This window comes from Vibrio sp. 1641, assembly GCF_033339995.1.
Classification (GTDB): domain Bacteria; phylum Pseudomonadota; class Gammaproteobacteria; order Enterobacterales; family Vibrionaceae; genus Vibrio; species Vibrio alginolyticus.
This window is the reverse complement of sequence record NZ_JAWOVP010000006.1, coordinates 106,010-122,419: the sequence shown is the minus strand read 5'-3', so window position 1 is coordinate 122,419 and position 16,410 is coordinate 106,010. Positions and strand designations below refer to the sequence as shown.

The window sequence follows — 16,410 nt, the reverse complement described above, 5'->3', positions numbered from 1 at the left end:
CAATTCTATTCTCAATAATTCGGTTAACGCTTTTCGGTCAAAGCGACAATGGCTTGTGCGACAACTCGGTCAGCATTCAATTTTGCAGCGCCACGCGCTTGCTCAGCCATTGTAAGTAAAGCTTGGCGATCCAATTGTTGGATCTGCTGAGTCAGAGACTCAACGGTTAAATCTGGTTGTTCAATCATTTTCGCCGCGCCGCAATCCACCAAGTGGTCTGCATTAAGTGCTTGCTGGCGGTCTTTGTGCATGAATGGAACAAAAATAGCGCCTACACCTGCCGCCGAGACTTCAGAAACAGTTAACGCTCCAGAGCGACAAACTAAAAGGTCAGTCCATGCGTAAGCTTCTGCAACGTCATCAATGAATTCCATTACTTCTGCCTTTACCACACCATTAGCTAGGTATGCTGCGTTCACTTCTTCGGCAGAACCTTTACCCGCTTGATGACGAATACAGTAATCTTCGCCCAATTTCGACATCACTTCTGGCAGAGTTTGGTTAAGAATACGTGCGCCTTGGCTGCCACCCATCACCAAAATGCGAATTGGACCTTGGCGCTCTTGCATGCGCTCAGTTGGCGCTGCTAATTGAGTCACGTCTTCACGAACTGGGTTCCCAACCACTTCGGCATTTGGAAAAGCGCCTGGGAAAGCCTGAAAAACCTTCTTAGCGATTTTCGATAACCATTGGTTCGTTAAACCTGCTACTGCATTTTGTTCATGCAGAACAACAGGAATACCACTCATCCAAGCGGCAATACCACCCGGGCCGCTAACATAACCGCCCATACCAAGCACTGCGTCTGGCTGCCAGCGTTTCATGTGACCACGAGCCTGCATAATGGCATTGATAATTTGAAATGGTGCTGCAAGAAGACGTTTAACGCCTTGACCTCGTAACCCTTTCACTTTGATAAAGTCGATTTCAATGCCATGTTTTGGCACCAAATCCGCTTCCATTCGATCCGCCGTACCTAACCAACGGATCTCCCAACCTTGCTCTTGAAGCTGTTTTGCTACCGCCAAACCTGGGAATACGTGACCGCCAGTACCACCAGCCATCACCATCAAACGTTTATTTTGTTTCATTAGCTTGTTGTTCTGATTGTTGTTGCTCGCGTTTCAAGCGGCATTCGTAATCGATACGCAGTAATATGGACACTGCGACGGACATAATTATTAGACTAGAACCACCATAACTGATGAGTGGAAGTGTTAAACCTTTAGTTGGAACAATACCGGCGGCGGCTCCAACATTAACCAAGGTTTGAAACGCAAACCAAATACCAATTCCGAAAGCCAGATAACCTCCGAACATTTCGCCTTCTTCAAATGCACGCTTGCCGATGTAAACCGCTTTTAGCACCAAGCTAAAAATCAGCATTAAGACCAGCACTACGCCTACGAAACCAAGCTCTTCAGCAAGTACGGCAAACACAAAGTCGGTATGCGCTTCCGGTAGATATTCCAGTTTTTGAATTGAGTTACCGAGACCTTGACCGAACCATTCACCACGACCAAACGCCATCAAAGACTGAGTCAACTGATAGCCACTGCCAAATGGATCTTCCCACGGGTCAAGGAAGGAGGTTACACGTCGCATACGGTATGGCTCGACGAGAATCAAACCTACCACAGCGCCGATACCTGCCACCATTAAGGCGAGAAACTGGGTTAGTTTTGCACCTGCGATAAAAAGCATGCCAAACAGCGTGACCAGCATCACGACCACCGTCCCCAAGTCTGGCTGACCAAGTAGTAATACTGCGAAGAAGGCAAACACCATGATTGGCTTCATAAAGCCACCAAAGAACGTTTGTCGTACTTCGTCTTGCTTTCGAACTAAGTAACCAGACATGAAGATAAACAGCGATAGCTTCGCGACTTCCGCTGGCTGAAGGTTAAACAGCCCAAGGGGAATCCAACGAGACGCACCATTAACCGACTTACCCGCCAAGAGCACGATGATCAACAGTGCGAAAGAAGCCCAAAGTAAGTAATGGCTCTTCTTAAACCACTCTTGCAAAGGCACTTGCAAAATAACAGCGGAGGTCCCTAACGCCAGCACGAGAAACGTCGCATGACGAAACATAAAGTGGAACGGCTGTTCCGTTAATCGAGAGCTGATTGGAAATGATGCAGAGGTTACCATGACCAAACCAGTCAACATCAAACCCAGTGCAATCCACACTAACTGACGATCAAACATCGCCTCTGGAGCTGGATGCTTGAGCCAATTGCCAATACTGCGTTTAACGTTACCTAAACCCACGAAGTGTGTAACCTTTAATTATGCATATTTCTGAGCAAGAGCAGCGAAAGCATCACCTCTTGCCATAAAGTTGTCGAATTGATCAAAGCTAGCACATGCAGGAGACAGCATCACCATATCACCTGGTTTTAACTGCGAAGATACTTGTTGAATCACATCTTCCATAGTGTCGAAACGTATTGCAGATTCATGCAGTGGCATAAATTCATCGCCATCAGCGCCAAAGCAACACAGTTGCAAGTTAAGCGTCGCGAAGATCGGTTTTAATGGCGAGAAGTCAGCACCTTTGCCAACACCACCAACGAGTAAGTAGAGCTTGCCTGTCGATTCCAAACCAGATAGCGCAGCCATAGTGCTGGCAATATTAGTTGCTTTAGAGTCATTCACCCATTTGACGCCTTGATTATCCGCAACCACCTGGCATCGGTGTGTCAGTCCCGTGTAATTTTTAAGTGCATTCAATGCTTTGTGATAGTTTACGTCCGCAGCTTTTAATAGCGCTAAAGCAACCAGAGCGTTAGATAAGTTGTGCTTACCAACCAACTTAAGCTCATCACTTGCGACAACTCGTTGACCGTGATCGAGCAGCCAAGTACGGTTGCCATCCACCTCGAGACCAAAGTCCTGATTGTCGCTGCCAAATGTCACCAATGGCATCTCTGCGTCTGGGAAGGTTTCTTGATCATCACGGTTCACGACTGCAAGAGCAGCATGGTTAAAAATACGCAACTTAGCTTGTCGATAGTCAGACATGCCTTGATAACGATCCATATGATCTTCAGAAAGATTCAGAAACGCAGCGGCTTTGAGCTTTAAGCTTGACGTCGTTTCTAACTGGAAGCTCGAGAGTTCGAGTACATATAGGTCTGCGTCTTGTTCTAACAAATCCAGTGCAGGCACACCGATGTTACCACCAACGCCAACATCCAAACCTGCAGCCTCAGCCATCACACCTGTGAGGTCGGTTACTGTGCTCTTACCGTTTGAGCCCGTAATCGCAATCACCGGTTTCTGCACCGCCCAAGCGAATAACTCGATATCACCTACTACTGCCGTACCTTTTGCTAATACGGCTTGGATCTCTGGTGTCGCTAGCGCAATACCAGGGTTGGTCACGATAAGATCCGCGTCAGAAAGCCAGTCTGTATTCCAACCACCACTATGCAGTTGAACACTTTCCGGCAAGCGCTCTGCACCTGGAGGGTTTACACGAGTATCAATGACTTTGACCACAAGTTGTGGCTGATTTTTTCTTAGGTGTTTAACGACAGAGAGCCCGGTAATACCGAGCCCTACGACGACAACACTATGTATGTTTTGCCAACGTTCCATATTTGATCACACTGTAAATCTTATTCTTGGAAAGTGCGATTAACGCACTTTCAATGTCGCAAGACCAATCAGAACAAGAACCATAGAAATAATCCAGAAGCGCACGATTACGCGAGGTTCTGGCCAACCTTTCAATTCGTAGTGGTGGTGAATTGGTGCCATACGGAAAATGCGCTGACCACGTAATTTGTAAGAACCTACCTGCAGGATGACTGATAGCGTTTCCATTACAAATACGCCACCCATGATCACTAACACCAACTCTTGACGAACTAGAACAGCAATGGTGCCCAATGCACCGCCAAGCGCTAGTGAACCTACATCGCCCATGAACACTTGTGCTGGGTAAGTGTTAAACCACAAGAAACCAAGGCCTGCACCTACGATTGCTGTACATACGACAACTAACTCAGAAGCATGCGGTAAGTATGGTATATGAAGGTATTCAGAGAAGTTAACGTTACCGGTCGCCCATGCAATAACCGCGAAGCCTGCTGCAACAAGAACCGTTGGCATGATTGCCAAACCGTCTAGACCATCAGTCAGGTTGACCGCGTTACTTGTACCTACAATGACAAAGTAAGTCAGAATGATATACATCAAACCAAGCTGCGGCATGATGTCTTTAAAGAATGGCACCACTAGCTGAGTTGCTGCTGTGTCTTTACCGTAAGCATACAATGCGAAAGCGACGACAAACGCGATCAACGACTGCCAGAAGTACTTCCAACGCGCGATCAAGCCATCGGTATTTTTTCGCACCACTTTACGATAATCATCAACAAATCCGACCGCACCGTAGCCAAGTAAGACTGTCAGTACCGCCCATACGTAAGGGTTGGATAAGTCTGTCCATAGCAAAATCGTGATTGAGATGGCCGCTAAGATCATGATACCGCCCATTGTTGGGGTACCACGCTTACTAAAGTGAGATTCAGGACCTTCGTTACGCACTACCTGACCAATTTGCAGCATTTGCAAACGCTTGATCATGATTGGTCCCATCCATAATGACAGACCTAGAGCGGTTAATACGCTTAGGATTGCTCGAAAAGACAAGTATTCAAACAATCGGAAAAAAGACAGGTATGGCTGTAGCAGCTCGGCAAGCCAAATAATCATTAATAATACTCCTTCAAAGCAGCAGCGACTTCAAACATACGTGCACCGTTCGCTCCTTTCACCAATATCGTATGGTTTTCAGGAACGGCTTGGTCTAGATGCTGCTTGATGTATTCAATCATCTCTTGGTGCGTCTCAAAATGAATGCCTTGGCAAAGATCACTGATCACCTTGGCGTCTGCACCATATGTGAGAACATGTTCAAATTTTTGTGGGGCAGCATGTTCCCCGACTTGACGATGAAGTGCAAGACTTTCCTCGCCCAATTCCGCCATATTACCTAAAATCAGCCAGCGTTGACCTGGGAAAGCGGCCAATAAATCAACTGCCGCTTTCATGGCTGGCACGCTCGCGTTGTAGCTGTCGTCAATCAATTTTATCTTTTCGCTCAGCGCTTCAACCTCGACGCGACCTTTCACTTTGTTCAAATGTTTAAGGCCAGCGCGAACCTCTTCTAATGTGGCGCCCATTTGTAACGCAATAATAGAAGCAGCGATGGCATTCGCAACGTTGTGTTGACCTATAATACCCAGAGACAGTTCAATTTCTTGTGAGCTTGCTGCGATATGTAAGTCAAAGCTTGCTTCACCTGCGGCGTTCAATACGATGTTAGAAGCGAAGAAGTCTGCATCAGTATTACTTTGTGAAAAAGTAATGACTTTCTTATCTGCTAACACTTCATCCCACTTGGCTTCACCATTGCTGTCTAGGTTAACAATCGCAATACCACCAGCTGAAAGGCCTTGGTAAATTTCACCTTTGGCTTGTTTCACGCCATCGATAGAACCAAAGCCTTCAAGGTGAGCGGCTGCTACATTGTTCACTAACGCGATATCTGGTTTTACTAACTGAGTAGTGTAAGCAATTTCACCTATATGATTAGCACCAAGCTCAATCACGGCATAATCATCATCCTGCTGTGAGCGCAATAATGTCAACGGAACACCAATATCATTATTGAAGTTACCCGCCGTGAATAACACTTTGCCTTTCAATTGCAGGATACTCGCAACCATTTCTTTTACGGTCGTTTTACCGCAACTTCCGGTGATGGCAACGGTAGGTGTTTTGCATGCTTGATGCACCCAAGAAGCAAACTCACCCAATGCAAGTTTGGTATCCGACACCACAATTTGCGGCACATTCACATCTAAGCGTTTTTCTACGAGTAAAGCACCGGCACCTGCATCTACCGCTTGTTGGCAAAAGTTGTGCGCATCAAAGCGCTCCCCAACTAACGCGACGAATAAAGCCCCACGCTCAATCGTTCGTGTATCAGTAGAAACCGCGTCGATAAGTAGCTCGTCGCCGAATCGCTCACCACGAGTGATGTCTGCAATTTGAGATAACGTTACTTTGATCATGAGGTCAATCCTAAAAGTTGCATTGCGGACTCGCGGTCGGAGTAATGAATCGTTTCGCCATCACGAATCTGATAATCTTCATGGCCCTTTCCAGCTAACAAGATAATGTCGTTTGGCGAAGCATTCTCAATGGCATAAGACAGCGCTTTGAAGCGGTCATGCTGAACAATCGCTTCAGCAGGTTTTGACAGCCCAGCTAACATATCTTTCACAATCTGAACCGGATCTTCGCTGCGTGGATTGTCGTCAGTCAACACCACTCTATCACCTAGTCGCTCTGCAATTTCCGCCATCATCGGGCGCTTACCTGCATCGCGATCACCACCGCAGCCAAAAATAGCCCACAGCTGGCCTTCACAATGAACTCGTAAAGCTTGCAGCGCTTTTTCTAAAGCATCAGGAGTATGGGCATAATCGACCACGACTTTGGCACGATCCTCAGTTTGGAATAACTCCATTCGGCCGAGTACGGGTTGCAGTTGACCTGCAGTTTCGAGTAACGCTTGTTTCTCTTTACCTAAGCTTAATAAGGTCGCAAAAGCGAGCATTAAGTTGGTTGCATTAAACTCACCAATCAATGGCGCGTGCAATTCACCTGAGCCAAATTTACCATCGAACTTAATAGTAATCCCTGACTCCGCGTAACTGACTTCCGTCGCCCAAATTGCGCTTTCAAATTCAGTGTTCGGCTTGAGCGAAACAGCGATCGCATTACTTAACTGCGACGCCCATTGATGACCTACTTCATCATCAACATTGATAATGGCACGTTCACATTGGTGTTGCGTGAACAACCCAAGCTTTGCATTGGCATACTCTTCCATCGTGCCATGATAATCTAAGTGGTCACGACTTAAGTTAGTAAACACGCCCGCCGCAAATGATAGTGCTTTGACACGACCTTGCGTCAGGCCATGGGAAGATACTTCTAGCGCGGTGTATGTGGCTTGTTGATTTGCGAGAGAGGAGAGCGTTTTCTGAATTTCAACGGCATTCCCCGTTGTATTCGCAGCTTGTTGCAAGTTATTGAGGAAGCCATTTCCTGTTGTTCCCATTACCGCCGCTTTATGGTCAAGCAGTTCTAGCCATTGCGCTATTAACTGGGTAATGGTGGTTTTGCCGTTGGTGCCGGTGACACCAATCAAATCCATATTAGGGTAAGCATAGAGCTTTCCAGCAATTGCGGATAAACGTTGGTCCAACCTATCGATGTAAATGACGGGAACATCATCAATGATTTCCACCGTACCATGTGTTTTGACATCGCAGGCTTGCGCCAGGGCTGCATTTGCACCTTGCTCAATTGCAGAGGCAATGAATTTACGCCCATCCACAACATGGCCAATCACTGCTACAAACGTGGTTCCAGGTTGAACTCTTCGGCTGTCGAGCTCCAATTCAGAAACAAGAACGGACGATAAGCTAGGGCAATCCACCCAAGGGGAAAGCAGCACGTCCATACTGATGGCTTTAGTCATATTTGTTCTCCGAGCTTTGGCTCAGGTTTTCTTAATTTTGTTTGCTCAGTAAACCACAGGGCTTACTGTTGGAATTTGTTTTCGTCAGGTGCAACATTGAGTATTTGTAGCGCGCCTTTCATGATTTCAGAGAAAACAGGAGACGCTACCGAACCACCATAGTAGTCATCACCTTGAGGCTCGTTTACGATCACTACTAAAGCAATTCGCGGATCGCTAACCGGAGCAAGCCCAGCCGTGTAGGTGATGTACTCGTCGCTGTACCCACCGGCAGAAGCTTTACGTGATGTACCCGTTTTCGCTCCCACTCGATAACCAGGAACTGCCGCTCTGCGAGCCGAGCCCCCTTTTTGAGTTACGGTTTCCAACATGTCTAATACTTGACGCGCATACTTCGCACTCACCACTTGACGTGACATGTCATGATCATTGCTTTCGATAATATGAATAGGCTCGTATTTGCCAAGGTTTCCAAGCGTCGCATAAGCATGGGCTAGCTGGATTGGTGTAATTGATAGACCATAACCAAACGCAATCGTGGCGCGCTCAATTGGCGACCAACGAGTTCGTGTAGGAAAAATACCCGTCACTTCCCCAACTAGGTTTAGGCCAGAAAGCTCACCAAAACCCACTGAACTGTACAGCCCAAGAAGAGCCTCTACCGGCATTTGCATTGCTAGCTTCGTCACACCGATATTACTCGACTTTTTAAGGATCGTGGTCAAGCTCGCTTTACCTACGCGAGAGACATCTCTGACTCGACTACCACCTAAACGTAGGACACCATTACCGGTATCTACGATGGTATCTTTATCGGCTATCCCATTTTCTAAGGCGGCTAAAATAACGAAAGGCTTAATGGTCGAACCGGGCTCCATTGAGTCCGTGATCACTCGGTTACGCATTTGATAGCTTTGCCAATCGCTACGATTGTTAGGGTTGTAAGAAGGAGCATTAACCATGGCCAATACGGCGCCCGTTTTTACATCCAACATGACAACGGAACCTGAAGTGGCGCGGTGGTCCGCAACGGCTTGCTTAATCGCACGATACGCAATCGCCTGTAGGCGCTGATCGATGGTTAACTGAAGTGATTTACCTTCTTGCTTGTCTTGCCAAGCAATGTTTTCCACAACACGACCATAACGGTCTTTACGAATAGTTTTCTTACCCGCCGCGCCAGTGAGCCACTCATCGTAGCTACGCTCCACACCTTCTAGGCCATGCCCGTCAATGCCTGTTACACCGACTAAGTGAGCACTAACCTCACCTGCAGGATAATAACGACGAGATTCCGACTTAAGGCCAACACCTGGCAGCTTTAGCTCACGAATATAGTTCGCCATGGCCGGACTGACCTGGCGCTGCAAGTAGATAAAGCGGCGTTTTTCATTGCGCTTGATTTTGTCTATTAACCCTTGTCGGTCAATACCAAGAACATCCGCTAATGCATGCCAACTTTTGGTCTGGCTTAACGCGTTTTCTTTAAATATCGTGGCAGGATCTGCCCAAACCGCCTCAACCGGTACACTGACAGCAAGCGGCTCACCATTTCGATCCGAAATAATACCGCGAGCAGAAGGAATGGATTTAACACGAACCGAACGTAGGTCACCTTGTTTAATCAGGTTATCTGGCTCAATGATTTGGATGTAGGCTACGCGTGCCACCAAAAGGGCAAATGCACAAAAAACAAAAAACAGTAATAGATGGAAGCGCCAACGAATCAAGAAAGATTCTTCGACCGCCACTTTCACTGCTTTGTTATCGGTTTTCTTATCCCCCGTAGCCGCTTTCTCTTTTGCTACAGGTTTACGCTTATTGGCTTGTTTCGTGTTGGATTTTTTTCTAATCATTTGAGCGTGACAACCACTTCTTTATCGCCATCAGGTCGTTTCATTTCAAGTTCTTTTTTGGCAAGGTCTTGAACACGACTGTGTTCCGCGAGGGCAGTTTCTTCCAACATTAAGTTACGCCATTCGCTATCTAATCGTTCTCGTTCAACCAACGTATGGTCTTTCTCGGTGATCGCTTGACGCGCATGGTGGGTAGCAAATACCACTCCCATTGCCGATGCCACGATCAATAGCAACAACAGTAATGGCCAGCGACCAACAGTGAGGAGATCTGTTGCAATCAACTTAGCAAGATTAGGAGTGGGTTTCGTCATAATAATTAAAGCTTTTCCGCAATTCTTAACACAGAGCTGCGCGAGCGAGGGTTCATTTCAATTTCTTGTTTGCTTGGCTTAATCGCTTTGCTCACCGCTTTCATATTCGCACTACCAAGAGCACGAATTTGCTCTTCCGTCATTGGAATACCGTGTGGCACTTCAGGCCCTTTGCTCTCTTTACGGATAAAACGTTTGACCATACGGTCTTCCAGAGAGTGAAAGCTAATCACAGATAAACGGCCTTCAGGAGCCAGAATGCTCGCCGCGCCTTTAAGTGCCGTATCAATTTCTTCTAACTCACTGTTGATGTAAATACGAAAAGCCTGGAAAGCACGAGTCGCAGGGTGTTTTTTCTCTTTAAAACTTTTCGGTGCGGCATCTGAAATCAATTTTGCCAGCTGACCAGTGCGAACCATTGGCTCATTTTCTTCGTCTTCACGGTAGGCAACAATCGCTTTTGCAATACGGCGCGCATGTTTATCTTCCCCAAACTCGCGAATGACCCAAGTGATATCATCGAGGTCTGCTTCCATCAACCATTGAGATACTGGAACACCTGATGTCGGGTCCATACGCATATCTAGCGGACCGTCTTTCATAAAGCTAAAGCCACGCTCTGCGTCGTCTAACTGAGGAGAAGAAACGCCTAAATCCAGCAGAACACCATCCACTTTTCCAACTAGCCCATACTCTTCAGCATACTCAGCAATACCAGAAAATGGACCATGAATAATGGTGAAGCGAGGGTCATTGATTTTGCCTGCCTCAGCGATCGCTTGAGGGTCACGGTCGATACTGTACAGTCGGCCATTTTCACCGAGTTTAGATAGAATTGTCCGGCTGTGACCGCCACGGCCAAATGTTCCATCAATATAGACGCCGTCTGGTTTGATAGCTAAGCCATCAATGGATTCATTTAATAACACGGAAATATGTTGGAAGGTTTCGGTCATAGCTTTCTCGTTGAATGATCTTGAAGCGATTCTTTAGTGTACTGATTTCCTACATCATCGCCACCACAAGTCTAAAGTTAGACGTGATTTACGCCAAGTTTATTGGTAATGACATAGTTTGCGTCAATTAAATGCAAAAAACCCATCACTACCGAAGTAGAGATGGGTCTCGAATAGGTGGAGCCGACACATAAGCCGGGTTCTGTTCCGCTTGCGCGGCGGTAGCCATTCGTCTAGGCCAGCAATCACTCACTGGCTCGAGCAACCTACCCGCCTCCTTACGCGAGCAACGCAATGTGGAGGCCTATTTGGTCTTGCTTCAGGTGGAGTTTACCCTGCTACGAACTATTGCTAGTCGTCCGGTGCGCTCTTACCGCACCCTTTCACCCTTACCTGTACCCTTACGGGCCATCGGCGGTCTTCTCTCTGCTGCACTTGTCGTAGGCTTGCGCCCCCCAGGCGTTACCTGGCACCTTGCTCTATGAAGCCCGGACTTTCCTCCCCTTTGTCAGTCTCCCGAAGGACGTCAACGTCAGTCTCCCAAAGGGACTTCGACGTCAGTCTCCCGAAGGACATCAACAAAGCAGCGACTACCCAGTCAGCTCCGAGGGCGGATTGTATAGAGTTCTCACTTCAGAGTCTAGTTAGATCACAGATATGATGAAATGAATGCACTAAGTGATGACTTTTTAGTCAACGTGCCAAAAATAGATAGTAAAAAGGCCGATGCCTAAACATCAGCCCTCATTGACCATTTATCTCGCTAGCGGCACTTAGTCTAAGTTTTCTAAGCCCCATTTATATAACGCATTCTTCTTCAAGTTATGTATTTCTGCCACCAAAGCAGCTGCTTTTTTCAAAGGCAGCTCTTTGGTCAAAATGCCTAACGTGCGTAAAGCATCTTCAGGTAGTGAGTCGTCTGTTGTTTCACGATGGCCATGTACCAACAATACCATTTCACCACGCTGTTGGTTATCGTCACTTTTCACCCATTCAATCAGCTCACCTAACGGCATGCCTTGAATGGTTTCAAAGGTTTTTGTTAGCTCTCTTGCCAACACAACTTCTCTATCTGGGCCAAGAACGTCTAACATGTCTTGTAGAGAGTCTAAAATACGGTGCGGTGACTCGTAAAAAATACACGTACGCTCTACCGAAGCAATCTCTAGGAATTTATCCTTACGACCTTTGCTTTTCGGTGGTAAAAAACCTTCGAAGCTAAAGCGATCCGATGGCAAGCCAGAGGCACTTAACGCCGTAATGACCGCACAAGCACCTGGAAGAGGCACAACTCTAACGCCCGCTTGACGACATTTTGTCACCAAATGGTATCCTGGGTCGCTGATAAGTGGCGTACCAGCGTCAGAAACTAATGCGATAGACTGACCGGAAAGCAGCTTTTCTACCAAAACTTGTGCTTTTTGCTGCTCATTGTGGTCATGTAGAGCAAAAGTTTTGGTTTGAATATTGAAGTGAGACAGTAATTTGCCCGTATGTCGAGTATCCTCAGCGGCAATGATGTCCACAGTCGACAGAATTTCGATAGCACGTTGGGTGATATCCGCTAAATTTCCGATTGGAGTCGGTACGATATAGAGAGTTGGCCCCTCATTCGGCAACTTATTTTTATCTGTCATTTGTTTACCATCACTTCAACGATTAATATAGAGACAATTTTGTACAAAATTATAGAGAACTCACGGCAATGATTAACCATAAGAGACTCAGTGTACCACGCATACTTACTCCTGTTGCACTAGCAATTACGCTCGCCGCCTGTTCTTCAGGTCCAAGACAGCCTGATGGCGTTGATGTAACACTTGAGCCTACTCAGTCTGTTCAGAACTATATGATCCAAGCTGATAGCACGGAAGGCAGTTTACAAAATGACTGGTTGATCATGGCAACCAAAGCCGCGATTCAAGCAAACCAGTTTGATCAAGCAGAAATGTTGATCAAGCGCCTGGCTCGTCAACAGTTAACCGAAGTTCAGCAAGCAGAGTGGCAACTAGCGCGTGCGACCATACAGCAAAAACAGGGTAATTACTCTCAGTTGCTGCAATTGTTGAATTTTAAACCTTGGTGGAAGTTGCCAAATGAGCAATGGAAAGACTATTACTTGATGCGTGCCGACGCTTATCAAGGTCTTAACCAATCGTTTGAGGCAAACCGCCAACTGGTTGCATTTGGCCAATATGCATCGTCCGCGGAGCAGAGAGAGATTTCTAGCCGTATTTGGATGAACTTTGGCAGCTACTCCGAGTACGAACTGACCTCATTAGAAACAGAGCCAAATGAAGATGTTTTGGATGGTTGGCTACAACTCGCTATTTATGCGAAAACGCTGTCGGGCAACTTATCCCAACTAAAAAATACCCTAGAACGCTGGTTAAACGAGAACCCATCGCACCCAGCCGCTATCTACACACCAGAAGAGATTCAAAACATTCTCTCTCTAGACATTGTTAAACCAAACAACACCGCTTTGTTACTGCCGCTTACTGGTAAGTTCTCGCCACAAGCGCAATTAATTCGTGATGGTTTTGTGTTTGCGATGATGAATGATCGTAACCGTGATCCAAGCGCTACCCTCACGGTAATCGACACTAATGCGTATAACGCCGACCAAATTAAACAACGTTTGATCAATGAAAACATCGACTTTGTTGTTGGTCCCCTAGAAAAAGAGAACGTTGAGCTATTGCACACAACCATGGATGGCTCAGAAAATGGTCCTACGATTCCAGCCCTTGCGCTAAATATTCCCGAAGATGTCCAACCAGATAGCAATATTTGCTACTTGGCATTATCACCGGAACAAGAAGCCGCACAAGCAGCGAAACACTTGTTCAGCGAAGGCTATAACTTCCCTCTGATTCTGGCACCAAAGGGCAGCTTTGGTGAACGTGTAACTGAAGCGTTCAACAAAGAGTGGCGCAAGTACAGCTCTAATAAAGTCGCAGCAAGTTATTTTGGCGACAAGCGCCAACTTCAAAAAGACATCAATGAAGTATTTGGTCTGCAAGAAAGCAAACAACGTATTGCTCAGATGCAATCACTAATGCGTATCAAGCTTGAAACACAGCCACGTAGCCGTCGTGATGTCGATGCGGTTTATATTGTTGCTAGAAGCACGGAACTGACTTTGATCAAGCCGTTTATTGAGGTAGCGATTAACCCAGACGCCAAAGCCCCACAAATTTTCTCTAGCTCGCGTAGCAACAGTGGCGGCGCGACTTACGAAGATCTAACAGGCATCATCTACAGCGATATTCCATTACTGATTGACCCAGACCCTAGCGTGACCGCTGAAATGAACGAGCTGTGGTCAGAGCAATCTAACATGGAAAAACGTTTGAAAGCACTGGGTATGGATGCGTATAAATTGATTGGGGAGCTGCCACAAATGAAGGTCGTTCCGGGCTACTCAGTTGGCGGCCAAACCGGTATTTTAAGTATCGACAATAATTGTGTTGTACAGCGTGAGCTAAGCTGGGCTGAGCGTGGGGCTCTTTAGCAAGCGCCAAATCGGAAATCAATATGAAGCTCTGGCGAAGCAATATTTACAACGCCAGGGCTTAAACTTTATTGAACAAAATTTTCTGACTAAGGTCGGTGAGATTGATTTAATCTTCCAACAAGGTGAAACTATTGTGTTTGTTGAAGTCAAATACCGTAAGAACAATCACTTTGGCTCGGCAGCAGAAATGGTGACGCACGCTAAAATGCGCAAGCTAGTCAAAACAGCACAAGTTTGGCTTAGCCAACAAAAGCGCTTAAAACACAATATCGATTATCGATTTGATGTCATCGCCATTCATGATAATGGGCGAGATATCAACTGGATAGAAAACGCAATCTCTGAAGGATAAGCGATGCTAGACAGCATTAAAGACAGCTTTACAGAAAGTATTCAAATTCAAATCGCAGCAGCAGAGGCGCTGCCTGATGCCATTACTCATGCAGCTCAAGCGATGGTGTCGAGCCTGCTTAATGGCAATAAAATTTTATGTTGTGGTAATGGCGGCAGTGCTTCAAACGCTCAACAATTTGTTTCTTGTCTTTTAAACCGTTTTGAAACTGAGCGCCCTAGCCTACCAGCAATGGCCTTAACCGCCGATAATACTACCCTAACCGCAGTGGCCAACGATTACCACTACCAGGAAATCTTCTCAAAACAGGTACGAGCGTTTGGTCAACCAGGCGACATTTTGCTTGCCATGTCGACTAGCGGTAACAGTAAAAATATTATCAAAGCGATGGAAGCAGCCGTAACTCGAGATATGACGATTATCGCGCTCACAGGAAAAGATGGCGGAGAGATGGCAGGACTGCTCGGTGAGAACGACGTCGAAATTCGTATTCCATCACACCGCACTGCACGTATTCACGAAGTACATATGGTAACACTCCATTGTCTTTGTGATCTTATTGACCAGGTGCTTTTCCCTGCTCACGAAGAGTAACCAAGACTGAGAGTCAGAATTATGATACGTAGCCTCGTTATCTTATTAACAGCATTGAGTTTAAGTGGTTGCGCAGGTTTGTTTATCGCAGGTGCAGCAACCACAGCGAATATTGTCACGGACACACGCACGACAAAACAAATCTGGCAGGACAATAACATCGAATTCGAAGTTGCGGCGATCGGCAATAAAGCACCGTTTAAAGGTGAAGTTCGTGTCGTTGCCAGTTCATATAATGGGACTGTAGTCCTTATGGGACAAGCTCCGACACAAGACCTTATCCTTGCTTTAGAGCGAAGGGCTCGAGAAGTTAGTGGTGTAAAAGTCATACACAATCAAATCAAACAAAAAGAGCCACTCACTGTTACCCAGATTAGCAATGACAGCTGGATCACAACCAAAGTAAAGTCAGCTTTGCTTACTGATTCTGAGCTTAATGGTGTTAAGGTTAAAGTGATCACCGAAGATGGCGACGTTTTTCTGTTTGGTTATGTCACGCCAGAGCAAGGCGATCGAGCGACAGAAATCGCGCGTAATATCTCAGGCGTAAAACAAGTCATTAAAGGGTTCCAATACGGCGAAATGGAGCCTGTTGAAGTAGACTTACCGAGTGACGGTGTACAAACAATAGAAAGTGAGGCAAGTACAGAAAGTGAAGAGAACGTCGAAGTCTTTACGATTAGTGAGTAATTTCCAAAGTCTGGCTTGAAATCATCTTCAACAAGTTAAAAAGAAAAAAGCAGCGTTACGCTGCTTTTTTATTATTTAATCACTCTTAAGCTTGGTTTGCCTTTTGGTCGAGGAGCATCGTCCTCTTCGGCATCTGAATCAGAAACTAACTCAGAAGGCTCATCGCTAACCGTTGTGAACGATGGGGATGATTCTTCCTCGGTCATCGCTTCTTCTTCGATGTGAGTGTACGCTTCTTCTGGTTCAAACATAGTACCAGCACCATTCTCACGTGCATAAATAGCTTGAACAGCATACACAGGCACGATCACTGAGTGCGGACGACCGCTAAAGCGAGCATGGAAGGTAATCGCATCATTACCTAACTCAAGATTACCCACTGCACGTGGCGCAATATTCAAAATAATTTGACCATCTTGAATAAATTCAACCGGGACACGCACCCCTGGCATTGTTGCATCCACAACCAAGTGAGGAGTCAAGTCATTGTCTACTAACCAGTCGTAAAATGCGCGAAGCATATACGGGCGGCGAGCAGTCATTTTTGCAATATCCATA

General features: G+C 46.3%; 15 protein-coding genes and 1 other RNA gene. 4 read left to right on the top strand and 12 right to left on the bottom strand.

Annotated features, from left to right (window positions below):
• Positions 1–23 precede the first annotated feature (23 nt).
• The 11 genes from murG to rsmI all read right to left on the bottom strand — a co-directional run bounded on the left by murG (position 24) and on the right by rsmI (position 12,333).
• On the bottom strand, positions 24–1,091 hold the full coding sequence (murG, locus tag R7Z47_RS14510) for an undecaprenyldiphospho-muramoylpentapeptide beta-N-acetylglucosaminyltransferase (RefSeq protein ID WP_054576662.1): 1,068 nt from the start codon (positions 1,089–1,091) through the stop codon (positions 24–26).
• The gene (gene ftsW / locus R7Z47_RS14505; RefSeq protein ID WP_005372933.1) at positions 1,078–2,274 is read right to left on the bottom strand and encodes a cell division protein FtsW; all 1,197 of its coding nucleotides are present in this window, start codon (positions 2,272–2,274) and stop codon (positions 1,078–1,080) included. Before ftsW ends, murG begins: the two co-directional genes overlap by 14 nt.
• 18 nt (positions 2,275–2,292) lie before the next feature.
• Positions 2,293–3,606: a UDP-N-acetylmuramoyl-L-alanine--D-glutamate ligase gene (gene murD, locus R7Z47_RS14500; protein ID WP_053306876.1), complete on the bottom strand. Its 1,314-nt coding sequence runs from the start codon at positions 3,604–3,606 to the stop codon at positions 2,293–2,295.
• Between the two features lie 39 nt (positions 3,607–3,645).
• A complete protein-coding gene (gene mraY / locus R7Z47_RS14495) occupies positions 3,646–4,728 on the bottom strand; it encodes a phospho-N-acetylmuramoyl-pentapeptide-transferase (RefSeq protein ID WP_005372931.1) in 1,083 nt (360 codons plus the stop codon).
• The gene (locus tag R7Z47_RS14490) at positions 4,728–6,092 is read right to left on the bottom strand and encodes a UDP-N-acetylmuramoyl-tripeptide--D-alanyl-D-alanine ligase (RefSeq protein ID WP_005372928.1); all 1,365 of its coding nucleotides are present in this window, start codon (positions 6,090–6,092) and stop codon (positions 4,728–4,730) included. The genes mraY and R7Z47_RS14490 overlap by 1 nt, the downstream gene beginning before the upstream one ends.
• Positions 6,089–7,570 (bottom strand): UDP-N-acetylmuramoyl-L-alanyl-D-glutamate--2,6-diaminopimelate ligase, encoded by a 1,482-nt coding sequence (murE, locus tag R7Z47_RS14485; protein ID WP_262601998.1) that lies wholly within the window; start codon positions 7,568–7,570, stop codon positions 6,089–6,091. The genes R7Z47_RS14490 and murE overlap by 4 nt, the downstream gene beginning before the upstream one ends.
• Positions 7,571–7,632: 62 nt before the next feature.
• Positions 7,633–9,426, bottom strand: a complete 1,794-nt coding sequence (locus R7Z47_RS14480) for a penicillin-binding transpeptidase domain-containing protein (RefSeq protein ID WP_086046525.1) — start codon at positions 9,424–9,426, stop codon at positions 7,633–7,635.
• A complete protein-coding gene (gene ftsL / locus R7Z47_RS14475) occupies positions 9,423–9,740 on the bottom strand; it encodes a cell division protein FtsL (RefSeq protein ID WP_005387405.1) in 318 nt (105 codons plus the stop codon). Before ftsL ends, R7Z47_RS14480 begins: the two co-directional genes overlap by 4 nt.
• Positions 9,741–9,745: 5 nt before the next feature.
• Positions 9,746–10,696 carry a 16S rRNA (cytosine(1402)-N(4))-methyltransferase RsmH gene (rsmH, locus tag R7Z47_RS14470; RefSeq protein ID WP_005372918.1) on the bottom strand — a complete coding sequence of 317 codons (951 nt, stop codon included), beginning with the start codon at positions 10,694–10,696 and terminating at the stop codon, positions 9,746–9,748.
• Positions 10,697–10,871: 175 nt separating this feature from the next.
• An RNA gene (rnpB, locus tag R7Z47_RS14465) (RNase P RNA component class A) lies at positions 10,872–11,302 on the bottom strand.
• A 167-nt stretch (positions 11,303–11,469) separates the two neighbouring features.
• On the bottom strand, positions 11,470–12,333 hold the full coding sequence (gene rsmI, locus R7Z47_RS14460; RefSeq protein WP_005372907.1) for a 16S rRNA (cytidine(1402)-2'-O)-methyltransferase: 864 nt from the start codon (positions 12,331–12,333) through the stop codon (positions 11,470–11,472).
• A gap of 68 nt (positions 12,334–12,401) precedes the next feature.
• Between rsmI and R7Z47_RS14455 the strand changes: the two genes are divergently transcribed.
• The 4 genes from R7Z47_RS14455 to R7Z47_RS14440 are packed head-to-tail and all read left to right on the top strand — an operon-like array spanning position 12,402 to position 15,852.
• Positions 12,402–14,213 (top strand): penicillin-binding protein activator, encoded by a 1,812-nt coding sequence (locus R7Z47_RS14455; RefSeq protein WP_262606807.1) that lies wholly within the window; start codon positions 12,402–12,404, stop codon positions 14,211–14,213.
• Positions 14,200–14,568, top strand: coding sequence for a YraN family protein (locus R7Z47_RS14450; RefSeq protein WP_005372903.1), 369 nt, complete (start codon positions 14,200–14,202; stop codon positions 14,566–14,568). The genes R7Z47_RS14455 and R7Z47_RS14450 overlap by 14 nt, the downstream gene beginning before the upstream one ends.
• Positions 14,569–14,571: 3 nt before the next feature.
• Entirely contained in the window at positions 14,572–15,162 is a 591-nt protein-coding gene (locus tag R7Z47_RS14445) for a phosphoheptose isomerase (protein WP_005372901.1), read from the top strand.
• A 21-nt stretch (positions 15,163–15,183) separates the two neighbouring features.
• Positions 15,184–15,852: a BON domain-containing protein gene (locus tag R7Z47_RS14440; protein WP_017633609.1), complete on the top strand. Its 669-nt coding sequence runs from the start codon at positions 15,184–15,186 to the stop codon at positions 15,850–15,852.
• 71 nt (positions 15,853–15,923) lie between these two features.
• Here R7Z47_RS14440 and sspB read toward each other — a convergent pair whose 3' ends face one another.
• Positions 15,924–16,409, bottom strand: coding sequence for a ClpXP protease specificity-enhancing factor (sspB, locus tag R7Z47_RS14435; protein WP_005387408.1), 486 nt, complete (start codon positions 16,407–16,409; stop codon positions 15,924–15,926).
• Between the last annotated feature and the right edge of the window lies 1 nt (position 16,410).